Raw genomic sequence first — 15,605 nt, 5'->3', positions numbered from 1 at the left:
ACGCAAACTTCTTGATCACCGGCACTGGCGGGCAGGGCGGAGGGAGTGGGGTGGGGTGGGGGGAGTGGGGTGGGGTCAGCTGACGGGGGTGAGGGGGGCTTCGGGCTGGGTGGGGACGGGGTTCTGGTCGACGGCGGCCCGCTTGCGGGCCCGGTGGGCGGCCACGTGGGAGCGGGTGGCGCAGCGCTCCGAGCAGAACCGTCGGCAGCAGTTGGACGACGTGTCCAGGTAGACGTTGCCGCAGCGCTCGTCCGCGCAGACCCCGAACCGGGCGCTGCCGTACTCGCAGAGCCACACCGACAGGCCCCAGACCGCGCCCGCGAGGTACTCCGCGCTGACCGAGGCGCCCCGGCTGGTCACGTGCATGTGCCAGTCGCTGGAGTCGTGGCCGGAGATCCGCGGCTGCACCGGGAACGCCTCCAGCAGGGCGTTCAGTTCGGTCACCGCCTGGGCGTCGCGCCCCGAGGTGCCGTACTCGAACACGTCGCGCAGGCGTTTCTGCGCCCGCCGGAAGATCGCCAGGTCCCGCTCCGACACCTCGTCGCGCATCCACGCGTTGTCGTCGGGGAAGATGGCCCGCAGGTCGTCGAGGTCGTCCAGGCGGGCGTTGACGAGATCAACGCCGGTCCGGGCGTACGCGTCGAAGTTCACGACACCAACCGTAGACGACTCAGCAGGCGCGCGGCGCGTCGATGTAGTGCGGCAGGAACCGTGCGTATCCGTCGGTGATGAGACTCTCGCTCTCCCGGATGCCGATGCCGGCCGACTCGCCGTCGACGATCCAGCTGCCCAGCACCATGTGGTTGCCGTCGAACTCCGGCAGCGCCCGGAACTCCTGGTAGCAGTAGCCCTCGTCGCCGTAGATGCCCGGGTTGGCGATCTCGGCGCCGCCGGTGACGATCCGGACCGAGCCGCCCTCCCGGCCGAGCAGCGGCTTCGCCACGTACTCGGTCATCTCTCGCGGCGAGTCCAGGTACGCCGGGAGCAGGTACTCGTGGCCCGGGTACAGCTCCCAGAGCACGGCGAGCAGCGCCTTGTTGGACAGCAGCAGCTTCCAGGCCGGCTCGATCCAGGTGGTCGGGGTGCCCGGCTCCAGCGCGGGCGGGCCGTACGGCTCGGCCAGCATCCACTCCCACGGGTAGAGCTTGAAGCAGGTGGTGACCGGCCGGTCCTCGGCGTCGACGAAGCGTCGGCCGTCCCAGCCGATGTGCTGGATCGGCAGGAGCGTCACGTCCAGCCCGGCCTGCCGGGCCGTCTCGGCCAGGTAGCCGGCGGTGATCTGGTCCTCGCCGGACTCCTCCTCGTTCGACCAGCACACGTGCACCCGCCGGTCGTGCAGCCCGGCGCCGATCTTGGCCCAGGCCCCGACCAGCCGCTCGTGCAGGCTGTTCCACTGGTCGGCGTCGGGGTGGGTCCCCTCCAGCCAGTACCACTGGATGATGCTCGCCTCGACCAGCGAGGTGGGGGTGTCGGCGTTGTACTCCAGCAGCTTCGGCGGCCAGCTGCCGTCGTAGGCGAGGTCGAAGCGGCCGTAGAGGGTCGGCGGCTGCTCCCGCAGCGACCGGGCCACCGCCTCGGCGGCCCAGGCCGGGATGCCGAACTCGGCGTACCGGTTGCGGGCGACGACGTGCTCGGCGGCGGCGACCGACATCCGGTGCAGCTCCTCGGTCGCCTCCTCCAGCCGCAGCACCTCGGCCAGGTCGAAGGCGTACGCCGCCGTCTCGTCCCAGTACGACATGGTGTCGCCGTCGGGCAGTTCGGTGGTGGCGTACACCAGGCCCTGTTCGAGGATGGTGGCCGCCCAGTCCGGGCGGGGGGTGGACGCCTCGCGCCGCACCTCAGCCGCCGCAGGAGGCGAGGTGGGTGCCGAAGCCGCCCCGCTCCGGCACGGCGGTGGCCGGGGGTCGGGGCTCGGTGCGTCCGGTGCCGGCGGTGACGGTCGGCACCCGCATGGCCAGCGCGACCGTCTCCCCGCCGCCACCGACCGGCCCGAGAGCGCAGTCGTCATCGTCGTCGTCGGAGGACATGTTGCAGCCGGAGAGGGCGAGTGCCAGGGCGGTGAGCGCGCCGAGCTGCACGGAGGCGGACCGGAGCCGGCGGCGGGGGTGTCGTTCCACGTTCATGGTTGTAACCGATGGACGCCACCGGCGCGCTCCCCCGAACGGGGCCTGTGCGACGCCCGGGACCCGATGGCCGGTGCTCCGGCCGCCGCCCGGCGAAGCGCGGTCGGCGGGCGTTACGCTCGGCTCATGCTCCGTTCCGTCATCCTCGCCGCCTCCCGGTCATCCCAGGTGGAGCGGCTCATCGCGACGGCCCCGTTCACCCGGGACGTCGTCCGCCGGTTCGTCGCCGGCAGCGGCACCGACGACGCGTTGCGCGCGACCCGCGAACTCGTCGCCGACGGCCTCGCGGTCACCCTCGACAACCTCGGTGAGGACACCGTCACCGCCGAACAGGCCAACGCCACCCGGGACGAATACCTCACGCTGCTGCGGATGCTCTCCGGCGCCGGGCTCACCCCGGCCGCCGAGGTGAGCGTCAAGCTCTCCGCGCTGGGCCAGAAGTTCGACGAGCAACTGGCGTACGACAACGCCAAGGCGATCTGCGCGGCGGCCGACGAGGCCGGCACCACGGTCACCCTGGACATGGAGGACCACACCACCACCGACTCGACGCTGGACATCCTGGCCAAGCTCCGCAAGGACCACCCGTCGACCGGCGCGGTGCTCCAGGCGTACCTGCGGCGCACCGAGTCCGACTGCCGTGAGCTGGCCGGCGCCGGCTCCCGGGTGCGGCTCTGCAAGGGGGCGTACAAGGAGCCGGAGTCGGTGGCGTACCAGACCGCCCGCGAGGTGGACAAGTCGTACGTGCGCTGCATGAACGTGCTGATGTCCGGCGACGGCTACCCGATGCTGGCCACCCACGACCCGCGCCTGATCGCCATCGGCGAGGACCGGGCCCGCTGGTTCGACCGCGGCCCGGACCGCTTCGAGTTCCAGATGCTGTACGGCATCCGGCCGGAGGAGCAGACCCGGCTGGTGGGCGAGGGCTACACGGTGCGGACCTACCTGCCCTACGGCGAGGACTGGTACGGCTACCTGATGCGCCGGCTCGCCGAGCGTCCGGCCAACCTGGCCTTCTTCGGCCGGGCCCTGATGTCGAAGAAGTGAGTCAGGCGTTCGCCCAGCTCCGGGTGCTCAGCACCAGGCGGTAGCCGTCCGGATCGGCCACCGTCACCCCCCAGCGGTCCCAGTACGGGCCGGCGGCGACCCGCGTCCCGCCGGCCCGTAGCAGTTCCTGCACCAGGGCGTCGTCGACCGGCCCGTCGAGGTAGAGCACGAGCAGGTCCTCCTCGGTCGGGCGTGGCGCGACGGTGTGCGCGGCCCCGCCGACCAGTTCGAGGTGCCACGCGGCGTCCGGCCAGCCCACCATCAGCAGGTCGTGCTCGCCGGGCCCGCCGGCCTCGCCCCGGTACAGCACGGCCAGGCCGAGCCCGCCCACCCAGAACCGTTCGGCCGCGGCCAGGTCGCGGCTGGGGCGGGCGATGCGGAGGTGGGTGCCGGCGGTCGGTGTCATGCGGCCGATCCTGCGACCTCCACCCGACTTCAGGTCAAGCGTCGACCGCACAAGCTAATAGTGTTAGCCTGAATGCTATGACAATTAGCCAGGTGGCACGGGACGGTGGGACCATCGCGTACGAGGTGCACGGGGACGGGCCACTCGTGGTCCTCGCCCACGGCATGGGGGAGAACCGGCGGACCTTCCGGCACCTGGTCCCGCTGCTGGTCGAGGCGGGCTACCGGGTGGCCTCGGTGGACGTCCGCGGGCACGGCGACTCCAGCGCGCACTGGCCGTCGTACGCGCCGGCCGAGGTCGGGGCGGACCTGCTGGCCGTGGTGCGTACCCTCGGCGGCCCGGCCACGCTGGTCGGCAGCTCGTCGGCCGCCGCGGCCGTGGTCTTCGCCGCCGGCGACGCGCCCGAGCTGGTCGACGGGATCGTCCAGATCGGCCCGTTCGTCGCCCAGCCCAGGGCCAACCCGGCCCTGCGGGTCGTCCAGGCGATCGTGCTGCGCAGCCCTCGGCTCTTCGGCCGGTTCCACCGCACGCTCTTCCCCTGCGGACGACCGGCGGACGACGCGGCGTACCGCCGGGAGATCGTCGCCGGGATGCGTGGCCGGATGGACGCGGTGCGCGGCGTGATCGCACCGGTCGCGCCGCACTGGACGGCCCGCGCGTCCGATGTCCGGCAGCCGGTGCTGGTGCTGATGGGCGCCGAGGACCCGGACTTCCCCGATCCCGGAGCGGAGGCCCGTGCCGCCCGCCGGCTCTTCACCACCGCCGAGGCCCGCATGATCGCCGACTCCGGCCACTACCCGCACGCCGACCAGCCCCGGGCCACCGCCGTCCAGCTCGTCGAGTTCCTGGCGGTGACCACCGGTGCCTAGGGCCGGGCTCACTCCGGCCGGTGTGGTGCGGGAGGCTGCCCGGCTGGCCGACGAGGTCGGTTACCAGAAGCTGACCCTGGCCGCCCTCGCCGGCCGGCTCGGGGTCGCGGTGCCCAGCCTCTACAAGCACGTCAGGGGCGCGGAGGAGCTGCACCACCGACTCGCCGTCCTGACCACCGCCGAACTGGCCGACGAGATGATCCGCGCCGCCGCCGGCCGGGCCCGGCTGGACGCGCTGCGCGCCGTCGCCGCCGCCTGGCGCGGGTACGCCCACCGCCACCCCGGCCGCTACCCGGCCACCCAGCGGGCACCCGACCCGGCCGACCCCGAGCACCTCGCGGTCGCCGAGCGGGCCGTCGGCGCGATCCTCGCGGTCCTGCGCGGGTACGGGTTGCGCGACGACGCCGCCGTGGACGCCACCAGGATGTTCCGCAGCGCGGTGCACGGCTTCGTCGTGCTGGAGGCGGCCGGCGGGTTCGGCCTGCCCCGCAGCATCGACCACTCGTTCGACCAGCTCGTGACCGGGCTGGACACCGCGTACCGGCACTGGAGGCCGTGATGCGGGTCGTGCTGCTGGCGATCGCCCTCCCGGTGGAGCCGGCGATGCTCGCCGCCGCCATCGGGCCGTCGGGCCGACGCGCGGGTGGCGCTGGCCCGGGTCGCCCGATCGGTCGTACCCTTCGCCGGTGACCGAGGGGCCGGCGACCGACAACGACGAGCCGGGGCCGGACGACTCCGCGCCGGGCCTGCGGGCCGAGACACCGGACGAGCCCGGCCCGGGTGTTCCGGCCGACACGCCCCCCTCCCCGGATGCCACCGCTGCGCCGTCCCCGGCCGCCGTCCCGACTCCACCCGCGGCCGCCGTCCCGGCCCCGACCTCGGCCCCGACCTCGGCTCCGACCTCGGCCCCGACCTCGGCTCCGACTTCGACCTGGGCTCCGGCTCCGGCCTCGGCTCCGGCCCCGGTCCCAGCGGTGGAGCCCGCCCCGGCACCGGATCCGGATCCGGTGCCGGATCCGGGGCCCGTCCGGCCCGTACCCCGGCGGTGGTGGCCCTGGGCGGCGGTCGCGACGGTCCTCGCGCTGCTGGCCTGCGGCGTGCCGGCGGCGCTGCTGACCGGGCTCGCGGACCGGGACACCGACCGGCCCGGGGCCGGCCGTGCCGCCGCGCCGGACGATCCCGCGACGCTCGCCGCCCGGCGGGTCGGCGAGCGGCTGTCCGCCCAGCTCGACCGACAGGCCGCCGCCCTGCTCGGTGGCGACCGGGCCGGCTTCCTCGCGGTCGCCGACCGGGGTGCCCGGACCGAACTCACCCGCCGTTTCGCCGCGCTGCGGGCGCTGCGGGTCTCCGTCTGGCGGGCCGAACCCGAGGGGCTGCCCACCCCGGTCGCCGGGCGGCCGGGCCAGTGGCGGCAACTGGTCACCTTCCGGTACTGCCTGGTCGTGCCGGACTGCGCGCCGAGCCCGGTGCTGATCCCCACCCGGTGGCGGGAGGGCGGCGACGCCCCGCTGCTGCTGGCCGTCGAGGAGTCCCGCTCGGCGCCGGCCGGCGCGCGACCCTGGGAGGTCAGCGAGCTGGTGGTGGCCGTCGGCGCGCGGACGATCGTGGCCACCACCCCGGCGCTGCGGGGGAAGCTGCCCGGCCTGCTCGCCGAGGCGGAGGAGGCCGCGAAGGTGGCCGACCGGTACGCGGTGGCCGGCCCGCCGCCGGACCGGTACCGCGTCTTCTACGCCGGCCGGGCCGAGTGGCGACGCTGGTACGGCGGTGGCCGCCCGAAGTGGACCGCCGGGTACGCCGTCGGCGTCGGCGGCGGGCACCACGAGGTGGTGCTCAACGCCGACGCGTTGCCCGCCCCCGGCCCGGGTGAGCTGCTGCGGCACGAGCTGACCCACGCCGCCTCGCTGCCCGACCGCGGGCACCCCGGCCGGCCGGCCTGGTGGCTGGTGGAGGGGCTGGCCGAGTACGCCGGGGCCGACGGCGCGCCGGTGAGCCGCTACGACGGGCTGGACGAGGTCCGGCGACTGGTCACCGGCGACTGGGACGGTCGGCTGGAGGCGCTCGCCCCGGCCGACGCGGCCACGGCGGACCGGGTCGGCGGCAGCTACGGCGTCGGCTATCTCGCCGTCCGGCATCTGGTCGACCGGTACGGCGAGCAGCAGACGCTGGCCTTCTTCCGGTCCGTGGTGCACGACCGGCGTCCGGTGGACGAGGCGTCCGAGCAGGTCCTCGGCGAGCGGTGGTCGACGCTGCACGAGCAGTGCGTCGGGTACGTCCGGTCGGTGGCCGGGTGACGGCGGTGGCCGGTCCGGCCGCTCCGCCGGTGGCATCGACGCCCGGCTAAGGTTGGCCGGTGCGCCGCACCGACTCGCCGCGGCCCCTGACAGCCACGCGGCCCCGCCTGCTCACCGCCCTGCTCGCCGTCGTCGCCCTGACCGGCAGCACCGCCGCCTCGTGCGGCGACGAGAAGTCCGACGTCACGCTCGCCCCCGCGTCCCGCGCCGCGGTCGCCGAGGTGATCGACGCCCCGGCCACCGTGACCGCCCGCGCCGCCGCCACCGTGACCGCCCCCGCCGACGGCACCCTGGCCAGCCTCCGCGTCCAGCCCGGACAGCGGGTGCGGCGCGGGCAGGTGCTCGCCGTGGTGAGTTCGCCGTCGGCCCAGGAACGGCTGCGCCAGGCGCGTGAGGCGCTGCGGGCCGCCGACCGGGCCGGCCGGGGTGTCGCCGTCGGCAGCCTGGGCACCCGTCGGCGCGGCACCGACAAGGCCGCCGACGAGGCGTTCGACGCCGCCCGGGAGGCCGCCGGCAAGATCGCCGACCAGAAGGTACGCGACGCGCTGCTGGCCCAGGTCACGTCCGCGCAGAAGCAGTACGCCGCCGCGGCGCGTACCGCCGACGAGGCGGTCCGGTCGGTGCAGCGGGGCGTCGCCGGGCTCAACTCCGCGGTCGGCGCGCTGTCGTCGGCGCAGCGCCTGCAGGCCCGCCAGGCGTACGACCTGGCGAAGGCGACCGTCGACGCGCTGACCCTGCGCGCCCCGATCCCGGGAGTGGTGCAGCCGGGCGGCACCCCGTCCGGGGGCGGCACCGACCTGGCGGCCCTGCTCGGCGGGGGTCAGCTCCCGGCCGGCCTGGACCCGTCGGCGCTCGCCCCGACCCGCTCCGGCCCGCCGCCCGGGGTGGACGACGCGATCCCGGCCGGCGGCCGGGTCACCGCCGGCACCCCGATCCTCACCGTCGTGGACACCGGCGCGCTCGGCCTGCTCGCCGAGGTGGACGAGACGGACGTGCTGCTGGTCCGTCCCGGCCTGACCGCCACCGTGGAGCTGGACGCGGTCACCGGCGCCACGTACGACGCCACGGTCCGCTCGGTCGACGTGCTGCCCAGCAGCTCCGCGCGGGGCGGCGTCAGCTACCGGGTGCGGCTCGCCCTCGGCGCGGGCCGGCTCGGCGACCAGGAGGCCGCCCCGGCGCCCCGCCCCGGCATGAACGCCGTGGTCCGGCTGCGGGTACGCGAGGCCGCCGACGCGGTCACCGTCCCCGCCTCGGCGGTCTTCTCCGCCGACGGCCGGGACGCCGTCTGGCTGGTCCGGGACGGCCAGGCGGACCGGGTGGCGGTCACCGTGGGCGTGCAGGGGCCGGACCTGGTGCAGATCCTCGACGGGGTGCGGGCCGGGGACCAGGTGGTGGTGCGCGGGGCCGACCGGGTCACCGACGGCCAGGAAGTCGGGTGAACCCCGCTCCCGCGATCGAGGCCGTCGACGTGTCCCGCACGTACCAGCTCGACGGGGTCTCGGTGCCGGCGCTGCGCGGGGTGACGCTGACCGTCGCGCCCGGCGACTACGTGGCCCTGGTCGGGCCGTCCGGCTCGGGCAAGTCGACGTTGATGCACCTGCTCGGCGGCCTGGACCGGCCGACCGGGGGCCGGCTGGTGATCGGCGGCCGGGACGTGACCACCCTCTCCGCGCCGGAGCTGGCGACACTGCGCAACGAGACCATCGGCTTCGTGTTCCAGGCGTTCCACCTGCTGCCGCGGACGTCGGCGGTGGACAACGTGGCGCTGCCGCTGGTGTACCGGGGGGTGGGGGCGCGGCAGCGGCGGGCGCGGGCGGCGGCGATGCTCGGCCGGGTCGGCCTGGGGCACCGGCTGGAGCACCGGCCCAACCAGATGTCCGGCGGTGAGCAGCAGCGGGTGGCGATCGCCCGGGCGCTGGTCACCGACCCGACGGTGCTGCTCGCCGACGAGCCGACCGGCAACCTGGACACCGCCACCGGGCAGGCGGTGCTGGCCCTGCTGGAGCAGCTCAACGCCGAGTCGGGGGTGGCCCTGGTGATGGTGACCCACGACAACGAGGTGGCGGCCCGGGCCCGGCGGCGGATCGCCATGCGGGACGGGGTGGTCGTGTCGGACACCGTCGCGACGGCGTCACCTGCGGCGACGCGGGCGGAGTCGACGGGGGCCGCCGTTCATGATCGACCGCTGTCGGACGCCGGAGACGGACCTGAGACACTGAGGACCGCTCCCAGCGCGGAGCCCCGGTCCGCGTCCGGAAGCGGCCCGGGGCACCCGTCCGGTGGCTCCGGTGGCGCCGCCGGAGCCACCGGGCGCCTTCCGCGCGAGGGCGGTCCGGGTACCCCGGACGGTGCGGACGCCGCCCGACCCGGACCGGACGGCGGGCAGCCGGCCGGCGGAGCCACGGGACGTGACGCCGGGGACCGGGACGCGCGGGCGGCCGGGGGTGCGGCGTGAGGGTGGCCGAGGCGTGGCGGGTGGCGCTGGACGCGCTGCGCGCCAACCGGATGCGCAGCGCCCTGACCATGCTCGGCGTGATCATCGGGGTGGCCTCGGTGGTGCTGCTCGTCGCGATCGGCACCGGCACCAAGCAGAAGGTCGAACAGCAGGTCGAGGGGCTCGGCTCCAACCTGTTGCTGGTGGTCCCCGGCCGGATCGAGGTGGGCACCGCTCCGGTGGTCTCGCCGCTGACGCTCAAGGACGTGGACGCGGTGTCCCGGGTGGTCGGTGACCCCGACCGGGTGGCGGTCACCATCGCCTCCGGCGCGACCGCCCGCGCCGGCAACCGCTCCGACTTCACGACCGTGCAGGGGGTGCTGGAGACCACCCCGACGGTCTTCACCCGGTCGCTGGCCCGGGGCCGGTACCTGACCGGCGCGGACGTGGACACCAGCCGCCGGGTGGCCGTGCTCGGCGACTCGGTGGCCCGCGCCCTCTTCCCGGACCGCGACCCGCTCGGCCAGCAGGTGACGCTCGCCGGGGTCCGGTTCCGGGTGATCGGCGTCTTCACGCCGCTCGGGCAGAGCCTCGGCGTCGACCGGGACGACGAGGTGCACGTGCCGGTCACCGCCGCCCAGCGGCTCTGGGGCACCCAGCGGGTGGACGGCATCGCGGTGAAGGCCCCGGATCGGGAGCGGATCGACGAACTGGGCGAGCGGATCGTCGCCGAGCTGTCCCGCCGGCACCCGGACACCGAGTTCAGCGCGGTCACCCAGCAGCAGATCCTCGGCGTGCTCGGCGACATCCTGGGCGTGCTCACCGGCGTGCTGGCCGCCATCGCCGGCATCTCCCTGCTGGTCGGCGGGGTCGGCGTCTCCAACATCATGCTCGTCTCGGTACGGGAGCGGACCCGGGAGATCGGACTGCGCAAGGCGGTCGGCGCGCGGCCCCGGGACATCGGCGTGCAGTTCCTGCTGGAGGCGGTGCTGCTCACCGCGATCGGCGGGCTGGCCGGCATGGCCCTCGGGGTGGGCGCCGCGCTGCTGGTGGACGCCGTCTCGCCGATCCCGGCGGCGATCACCTGGTGGTCGCTCGCGCTCGCCTTCGGCGTCTCGGCGGCGGTGGGCATCGTCTTCGGGGTGGTGCCGGCGCAACGGGCCGGCCGCCTGGACCCGGTGGTCGCACTGCGTGCCGAGTGACTCCGACGCCGGTCCCGGCAACGGGACGTGAGGCGCTTTCGGGTGGATAACGGCAGGTCACGACCGGGTGAACAACGGCCCGGGCATGATCAGTTGTACGAAGGGATCGCGCCGGTCACAGCCGCCCCGCTACCGTACTGGTTACACGCGCGTTGCCGGCCGGGCGGGATCTCCACCTCGGGTGGCACGCGCCGGGCATGGGATGGGTCGGGTGAGCCATGGCCGGGTCACAGTCCGACGGTCGGCTGTCGGATGTCAAGTTCCTGACCGTCGCCGAGGTGGCGTCGGTCATGCGGGTGTCCAAGATGACGGTCTACCGCCTGGTGCACAGCGGTGAGCTGACCGCGGTCCGGGTCGGCCGCTCGTTCCGGGTGCCCGAGCACGCGGTGCACGACTACCTCCGGGGCGCGTTCCAGGAAACCGCCTGACCGGGTGTCGAGTGCGACGTAACGGGCATCGACGGGGGCGCGTTGGTCCTGCTGACGCTCTCCGGCTACCCTGGAGCCGACCGTGACCGCAACGCCGGTGTGCCCCGACGCCACCAGGCTGGTCCGGTTCCGTTGTCCGCATGCGGTCGTCGGCGCCACCGTCGTGGTGCCACCCGTCCGCCCCGCACGTTGCATTGAAAGGCTGTCGTATGGGCTCGGTGGTCAAGAAGCGCCGCAAGCGCATGGCTAAGAAGAAGCACCGCAAGCTGCTGCGCAAGACCCGCGTCCAGCGTCGCCGTCTCGGCAAGTGACCGGATGCCGGGCCACGGCCCGGCATCCGGCACCACTTGCCAGCACTGTCGACCCTCGGAGGCTCAGGTGATCAGGCCGCGGACGTCCCGGCTCGGTCCCGCCTGCCGGTCAAGGCGTTCCCGATGACCCCCGGTGGCACCCCAGGTGCTCCGGGGGTCGTCGTCGTGACCGGGGTCGGTCGTTACCTCGGCGCACACGTCGCCGCCCGGCTCGCCGCCGACCCCCGCATCGAGCGGGTGATCGGCGTCGACCCCACCACCCCGGGCCCGGAGTTCACCGACCTGCTCGACCGGGTCGAGCGGGTCCGCCTCGACCTCGGCTCGCTCGGCGGCCTCCTCGCCGACCTCGACGTCGACGCCGTGGTGCACCTCGCCCTGGTCAGCGCCCCCGACCCGCAGCACGGCGGCCGGGCGGCGATGAAGGAACAGAACGTCATCGGCACCATGCAGCTGCTCGCCGCCTGCCAGCGGGCCCCCCGGCTGCGCAAGCTCGTGGTCCGCTCCTCGACGGCCGCGTACGGCGCGTCCTTCCGGGACCCGGCGGTCTTCACCGAGGAGACCGAGCCGCGCGAGGTGCCACGCGGCGGTTTCGGCCGCGACATCCTCGACATAGAGGGGTACGTCCGCGGGTTCCGCCGGCGCCGGGCCGACGTCACCGCCACCGTGCTGCGCTTCGCGCCGTTCATCGGCTCCACCGCGGACACCACGCTCACCCGCTACTTCTCCCAGCCGTTCGTCCCCACCGTGTTCGGCCGGGATCCGCGCCTGCAGTTCGTGCACTTCGACGACGCCCTGGAGGTGCTGCACCGGTCCATCGCCGAGGACCACCCGGGGACGTACAACGTCGCCGGGCCGGGCGTGCTCTCCCTGTCGCAGGCGATCCGGCGGGCCGGCCGGGTCGCCGTGCCGGTGCTGGAGCCGGGCCTCTCCGGGGCCGCCGCCCTCGCCCGCAACCTCGGGTTCGGCCGCTACGGCCTCGACCAGGTCGACCTCTTCGTGCACGGCCGGGTGGTGGACACCAGCCGGCTGGAGCGGGAGTACGGCTTCACCCCGCGCTCCACCGCCGCCGCGTTCGACGACTTCATCCGCGCCCACCACGGCGGTGTGGTGCTCACCCGGGACACGCTCGCCGCCGCCGAGCAGTTGGTGCTGGAGAGCATCCGCCAGGTCCGTTCAGCCGTACAGGAGCGTTCGTGAGCAGGTCCGACGAGCGCCCCGAGGGCCGGTACGACGTACCGCTGACCGTCGCCGGGCCGGACGCGCAGCCGGCGCGGCGCAACGGGCACCGGCGGGCCACGAAGGCCGCCGCCCCCGCACCGGCGACGCGGGAGGAGCCGGACACCTCGGCCACCGACGAGCCGGTCCGCGCCCCCGCGACCGCCGCCGGACCGGACCCGGCCGGTGAGCACCCGGACGCCGTGCCGGCCGCCACCGGCGGGGACGTGCCGGCCACCTCCGACAGCGACGTGCCGGCCGTCACCGGCGGCGATGTGCCGGTAGCCACGGGCGGCGACGTGCCGGCCACCTCCGGCACCGGCGTCCCGGTAGCCATGGGCGGCGACGTGCCGGAGCCGGTGGCCGCCGACGAGTCACCGGCCGGCGGGTCGGGGCGTGCGCCGGAGGGGCCGGCGGTGCCGGACCGGGCGGGGGACCCCTGGGACCGCCGGGTCGCCGCCGGGCTGGCCTTCCTGCGCCGACGCCTCTCCGGCGAGTACGAGGTCGACGAGTTCGGCTTCGACCCGGAGCTGACCGGCGCGGTCTTCCACCCGCTGCTGCGCCGGCTCTACCGGGACTGGTTCCGCACCGAGGTGACCGGCCTGGAACACGTGCCCGAGCAGGGCGCCGGCCTCGTGGTGGGCAACCACTCCGGCACCGTGGCGCTGGACGCGCTGATCCTCGCCACCGCCCTGCACGACCAGCACCCCGGCCACCGCTACCTGCGGCTGCTCGGCGCGGACCTGGTCTTCCGGATGCCGGTGGTCTCCGAGATCGCCCGCAAGACCGGTGGCACCGTCGCCTGCAACCCCGACGCGGAGCGGCTGCTCGGCGGCGGGGAACTGGTCGGCGTCTTCCCGGAGGGCTTCAAGGGCATCGGCAAGCTCTACTCCGACCGGTACAAGCTGCAACGCTTCGGCCGGGGCGGGTTCGTGTCGGCGGCGCTGCGGACCGGCACCCCGATCGTGCCCGTCGCCATCGTCGGCGGCGAGGAGATCTACCCGATGCTCGCCGACATCAAGCCGCTCGCCCGGCTGCTCAAGCTGCCGTACTTCCCGGTCACGCCGACCTTCCCGTGGCTGGGCCCGCTGGGCATGGTGCCGCTGCCGAGCAAGTGGCTGATCGAGTTCTGCCCGCCGATCCCCACCGCGCACCTGACCGACTCGGCGGACGACCCGCTGGTCGTGTTCAACCTCGCCGACCAGGTCCGCGAGACCATCCAGCACACCCTGCACAAGCTGCTGGAACGCCGCCCCGACCCGTTCGGCCCCTGACCCCGGGCCGGGTGCGGTCGCGGGTCGGGACGCCCGGCGGTCAGACGCCGGCGCGTCGGCGGCGGTGCAGGGCCATCCCCGCGCTGACCGCGCCGGCGAGCAGACCGGCCGCCGCCGTCGACGGTACGGCGATCTTGACGGCCCGCCGGCCGGTGCGGAAGTCCCGCACCTCCCAGCCCCGCTCCCGGGCCTGCCGCAGCAGCGTCCCGTCCGGGTTGATCGCCACCGCCCGGCCCACCGTGGAGAGCATCGGCAGGTCGTTCGCCGAGTCGCTGTAGGCCGCGCAGCGGGACAGGTCCAGCCCCTCCACCGCGGCGAGCTGGGTGACCGCCTCCGCCTTGGCCGGGCCGTGCATCAGGTCGCCGACCAGCCGCCCGGTGTACGCGCCGTCGACCACCTCGGCCACCGTGCCGATCGCGCCGGTCAGGCCGAGCCGGCTGGCGATCACCCGGCCGATCTCCACCGGGGCGGCGCTGACCAACCAGACCCGCTCACCCGCGTCGAGGTGCCGCTCGGCGAGACGACGGGTGCCGGCCCAGATGCGCGGGGCCATCAGCTCGTCGAAGATCTCCTCGGCGAGCCGCTCGACCTCGTCCACCCGCCAGCCCTCGATGAAGGTGAGGGCCGCCTCCTTGGCCTGCGACATGTCGCCGGCGTGCTCGGTGGCGAGCAGCCGGAACCGGGCCTGCTGCCAGGCGAACCGGGCCAGGTCGGTGGTGGTGAAGTACTTGCGGGCGGCCAGCCCACGGGCGAACCAGTAGATCGACGCGCCCTGCATCATCGTGTTGTCCACGTCGAAGAAGGCCGCGGCGCTCGGGTCGGGCGTCACCGGGACGGCCGGCTCGACCTCCGCCCAGCCGGCGGTGTGCCCGTGGACGTCGGTGCTGACCGTGACCTTGCGGGACCGGACCACGGCGACCTCCCTCCGTACGACGACCGCGCCTGCCCCTGAGCCTAGTCGGGGGTGTGTGACGGGCGGCCGCCCGAAGGCGTAACTGTGGCGTGAACTGCTCCACGCCCTCAGCGGTCGACGGGGCAGGCGGCCGGGGCCGGGCCGAGGGCGTCGGTGCCGACCGGCGTGGACAGCCCGCAGGCGATCGCGGCGCGCAGCGCGTCGGAGCGCTTGCGGACCGCGTCCAGCAGGGCGAGCGACCGGCGGGTGCGCTCCCGCTCGGCGCGGTCGGCCCCGTCGAGCAGGCCGCTGACCGCCTGGCGCTGCCCGGCGACGAAGGTGTTCACCGCGTCCAGCCCGGCGGTGTCCGACCGCTGGGTCGAGGCGGTGGTGAGCAGGCGTACGCCCTGGCGGGTGTCGGCGTCCATGTCGTCCAGCACCGCGCGGAAGCCGGTCAGGTCACCGCGCAGGGAGGCGGCCTCGTCCAGCCGGGTGCGGGCGAAGTCGAGGAAGAGCTGGCCCCGGCTGAGGTCCGAGCTGGCGAGGGCGAGCTGGGCGCGTTCGGTGGAGCGCTTCATGCCGTACAGCGCGTCACCGGGGACCGCGTCCTCGCTGGCCGCCGAGATGCCCGACACCGCGACGGCGCCGGCGGCGATGCCGACCAGGATGGCGCCCCGGGCGCGGACCTGACGGGCGGTCACCGCGCCGAGCAGTGAGGTCCGGCTGCCGGCCGGGGTGGTCTCCGGCGTGGTCGTGGCCGACGCGCCGACGCCCTCCCGTTCCGCCGTGGCGACCAGCATGGCGCGCAGCCCGGTGCGGAATTCGGCGTCGACCTCGACGTCCGGCCGTTCCTCGGTGAGCCGCCGCCCGACCGCCACCAGGGCGGCGAGCTGGTCGTCGGCGCGGGACCGGACGTGGTGGCGCCGGCCGCCGTTCGCCTCGTCGAGAAGCTGGGCGAAGCGTGCGGCCCGCCGACGGGAGAAGAGGTCGCTGTCCACCGCAGGCACCCCCTCTCGCTGGTCCGGCCGGGTCGGCCGTGGTCGTCACCAGCGACCGGTGGCAGCGTGACGCCGACGGACGGCACGGGTGCCGACCGTACGAGCCGGACCGGGT

General features: G+C 75.1%; 17 protein-coding genes. 11 read left to right on the top strand and 6 right to left on the bottom strand.

Going from position 1 to position 15,605, the window contains the following annotated elements:
* Nucleotides 1–75 precede the first annotated feature (75 nt).
* From GA0070614_RS13285 to GA0070614_RS13275, 3 genes are read right to left on the bottom strand one after another with little or no spacing between them, the layout of a single operon-like run.
* Nucleotides 76–651 carry a CGNR zinc finger domain-containing protein gene (locus GA0070614_RS13285; protein ID WP_088976254.1) on the bottom strand — a complete coding sequence of 192 codons (576 nt, stop codon included), beginning with the start codon at nt 649–651 and terminating at the stop codon, nt 76–78.
* Between the two features lie 19 nt (nt 652–670).
* Nucleotides 671–1,837, bottom strand: a complete 1,167-nt coding sequence (locus GA0070614_RS13280; protein ID WP_088976253.1) for a glutathionylspermidine synthase family protein — start codon at nt 1,835–1,837, stop codon at nt 671–673.
* 1 nt (nt 1,838) lies between these two features.
* Complete coding sequence (locus GA0070614_RS13275) at nt 1,839–2,123, bottom strand: hypothetical protein (RefSeq protein WP_231933625.1); 285 nt, start codon at nt 2,121–2,123, stop codon at nt 1,839–1,841.
* 126 nt (nt 2,124–2,249) lie between these two features.
* Between GA0070614_RS13275 and GA0070614_RS13270 the strand changes: the two genes are divergently transcribed.
* On the top strand, nt 2,250–3,170 hold the full coding sequence (locus GA0070614_RS13270; RefSeq protein ID WP_088976251.1) for a proline dehydrogenase family protein: 921 nt from the start codon (nt 2,250–2,252) through the stop codon (nt 3,168–3,170).
* A 1-nt stretch (nt 3,171) separates the two neighbouring features.
* On the opposite strand, the gene GA0070614_RS13265 is transcribed toward GA0070614_RS13270, so the two are convergent.
* Nucleotides 3,172–3,576 carry a VOC family protein gene (locus GA0070614_RS13265; RefSeq protein WP_088976250.1) on the bottom strand — a complete coding sequence of 135 codons (405 nt, stop codon included), beginning with the start codon at nt 3,574–3,576 and terminating at the stop codon, nt 3,172–3,174.
* 77 nt (nt 3,577–3,653) lie between these two features.
* On the opposite strand from GA0070614_RS13265, the gene GA0070614_RS13260 reads away from it, so the two are divergent.
* The 10 genes from GA0070614_RS13260 (at nt 3,654) to GA0070614_RS13215 (ending at nt 13,600) form a co-directional block, all read left to right on the top strand.
* Nucleotides 3,654–4,445, top strand: coding sequence for an alpha/beta fold hydrolase (locus GA0070614_RS13260; protein WP_088976249.1), 792 nt, complete (start codon nt 3,654–3,656; stop codon nt 4,443–4,445).
* Nucleotides 4,438–5,004, top strand: coding sequence for a TetR/AcrR family transcriptional regulator (locus GA0070614_RS13255; protein WP_088976248.1), 567 nt, complete (start codon nt 4,438–4,440; stop codon nt 5,002–5,004). Before GA0070614_RS13260 ends, GA0070614_RS13255 begins: the two co-directional genes overlap by 8 nt.
* Nucleotides 5,005–5,452: 448 nt before the next feature.
* Nucleotides 5,453–6,736, top strand: coding sequence for a hypothetical protein (locus GA0070614_RS13250; protein ID WP_088979406.1), 1,284 nt, complete (start codon nt 5,453–5,455; stop codon nt 6,734–6,736).
* Between the two features lie 59 nt (nt 6,737–6,795).
* Entirely contained in the window at nt 6,796–8,175 is a 1,380-nt protein-coding gene (locus tag GA0070614_RS13245) for an efflux RND transporter periplasmic adaptor subunit (protein WP_088976247.1), read from the top strand.
* Nucleotides 8,172–9,191 carry an ABC transporter ATP-binding protein gene (locus tag GA0070614_RS13240; RefSeq protein ID WP_088976246.1) on the top strand — a complete coding sequence of 340 codons (1,020 nt, stop codon included), beginning with the start codon at nt 8,172–8,174 and terminating at the stop codon, nt 9,189–9,191. The genes GA0070614_RS13245 and GA0070614_RS13240 overlap by 4 nt, the downstream gene beginning before the upstream one ends.
* A complete protein-coding gene (locus GA0070614_RS13235; protein ID WP_088976245.1) occupies nt 9,188–10,372 on the top strand; it encodes an ABC transporter permease in 1,185 nt (394 codons plus the stop codon). The genes GA0070614_RS13240 and GA0070614_RS13235 overlap by 4 nt, the downstream gene beginning before the upstream one ends.
* 218 nt (nt 10,373–10,590) lie before the next feature.
* Nucleotides 10,591–10,800, top strand: a complete 210-nt coding sequence (locus tag GA0070614_RS13230; protein WP_088960133.1) for a helix-turn-helix domain-containing protein — start codon at nt 10,591–10,593, stop codon at nt 10,798–10,800.
* A 209-nt stretch (nt 10,801–11,009) separates the two neighbouring features.
* Nucleotides 11,010–11,111: a 30S ribosomal protein bS22 gene (locus GA0070614_RS13225; protein WP_007465623.1), complete on the top strand. Its 102-nt coding sequence runs from the start codon at nt 11,010–11,012 to the stop codon at nt 11,109–11,111.
* 123 nt (nt 11,112–11,234) lie between these two features.
* The gene (locus tag GA0070614_RS13220) at nt 11,235–12,308 is read left to right on the top strand and encodes an NAD-dependent epimerase/dehydratase family protein (RefSeq protein WP_088976244.1); all 1,074 of its coding nucleotides are present in this window, start codon (nt 11,235–11,237) and stop codon (nt 12,306–12,308) included.
* A gap of 353 nt (nt 12,309–12,661) precedes the next feature.
* On the top strand, nt 12,662–13,600 hold the full coding sequence (locus GA0070614_RS13215; RefSeq protein ID WP_408630769.1) for a lysophospholipid acyltransferase family protein: 939 nt from the start codon (nt 12,662–12,664) through the stop codon (nt 13,598–13,600).
* Between the two features lie 40 nt (nt 13,601–13,640).
* Here GA0070614_RS13215 and GA0070614_RS13210 read toward each other — a convergent pair whose 3' ends face one another.
* Nucleotides 13,641–14,624, bottom strand: a complete 984-nt coding sequence (locus GA0070614_RS13210; RefSeq protein WP_408630768.1) for an HAD family hydrolase — start codon at nt 14,622–14,624, stop codon at nt 13,641–13,643.
* The gene (locus GA0070614_RS13205) at nt 14,621–15,490 is read right to left on the bottom strand and encodes a DUF5667 domain-containing protein (protein ID WP_088976242.1); all 870 of its coding nucleotides are present in this window, start codon (nt 15,488–15,490) and stop codon (nt 14,621–14,623) included. Before GA0070614_RS13205 ends, GA0070614_RS13210 begins: the two co-directional genes overlap by 4 nt.
* Nucleotides 15,491–15,605 lie beyond the last annotated feature (115 nt).

This window comes from Micromonospora coxensis (assembly GCF_900090295.1).
GTDB lineage: Bacteria > Actinomycetota > Actinomycetes > Mycobacteriales > Micromonosporaceae > Micromonospora > Micromonospora coxensis.
This window is presented reverse-complemented; position numbering and strand designations above follow the sequence as displayed.

Coding starts and splice junctions, on each gene's coding strand:
- GA0070614_RS13275 (WP_231933625.1), bottom strand. CDS start 2,123: ATGAACGTGGAACGACACCCCCGCCGCCGGCTCCGGTCCGCCTCCGTG.
- GA0070614_RS13270 (WP_088976251.1), top strand. CDS start 2,250: ATGCTCCGTTCCGTCATCCTCGCCGCCTCCCGGTCATCCCAGGTGGAG.
- GA0070614_RS13265 (WP_088976250.1), bottom strand. CDS start 3,576: ATGACACCGACCGCCGGCACCCACCTCCGCATCGCCCGCCCCAGCCGC.
- GA0070614_RS13260 (WP_088976249.1), top strand. CDS start 3,654: ATGACAATTAGCCAGGTGGCACGGGACGGTGGGACCATCGCGTACGAG.
- GA0070614_RS13230 (WP_088960133.1), top strand. CDS start 10,591: ATGGCCGGGTCACAGTCCGACGGTCGGCTGTCGGATGTCAAGTTCCTG.
- GA0070614_RS13225 (WP_007465623.1), top strand. CDS start 11,010: ATGGGCTCGGTGGTCAAGAAGCGCCGCAAGCGCATGGCTAAGAAGAAG.
- GA0070614_RS13220 (WP_088976244.1), top strand. CDS start 11,235: ATGACCCCCGGTGGCACCCCAGGTGCTCCGGGGGTCGTCGTCGTGACC.
- GA0070614_RS13215 (WP_408630769.1), top strand. CDS start 12,662: ATGGGCGGCGACGTGCCGGAGCCGGTGGCCGCCGACGAGTCACCGGCC.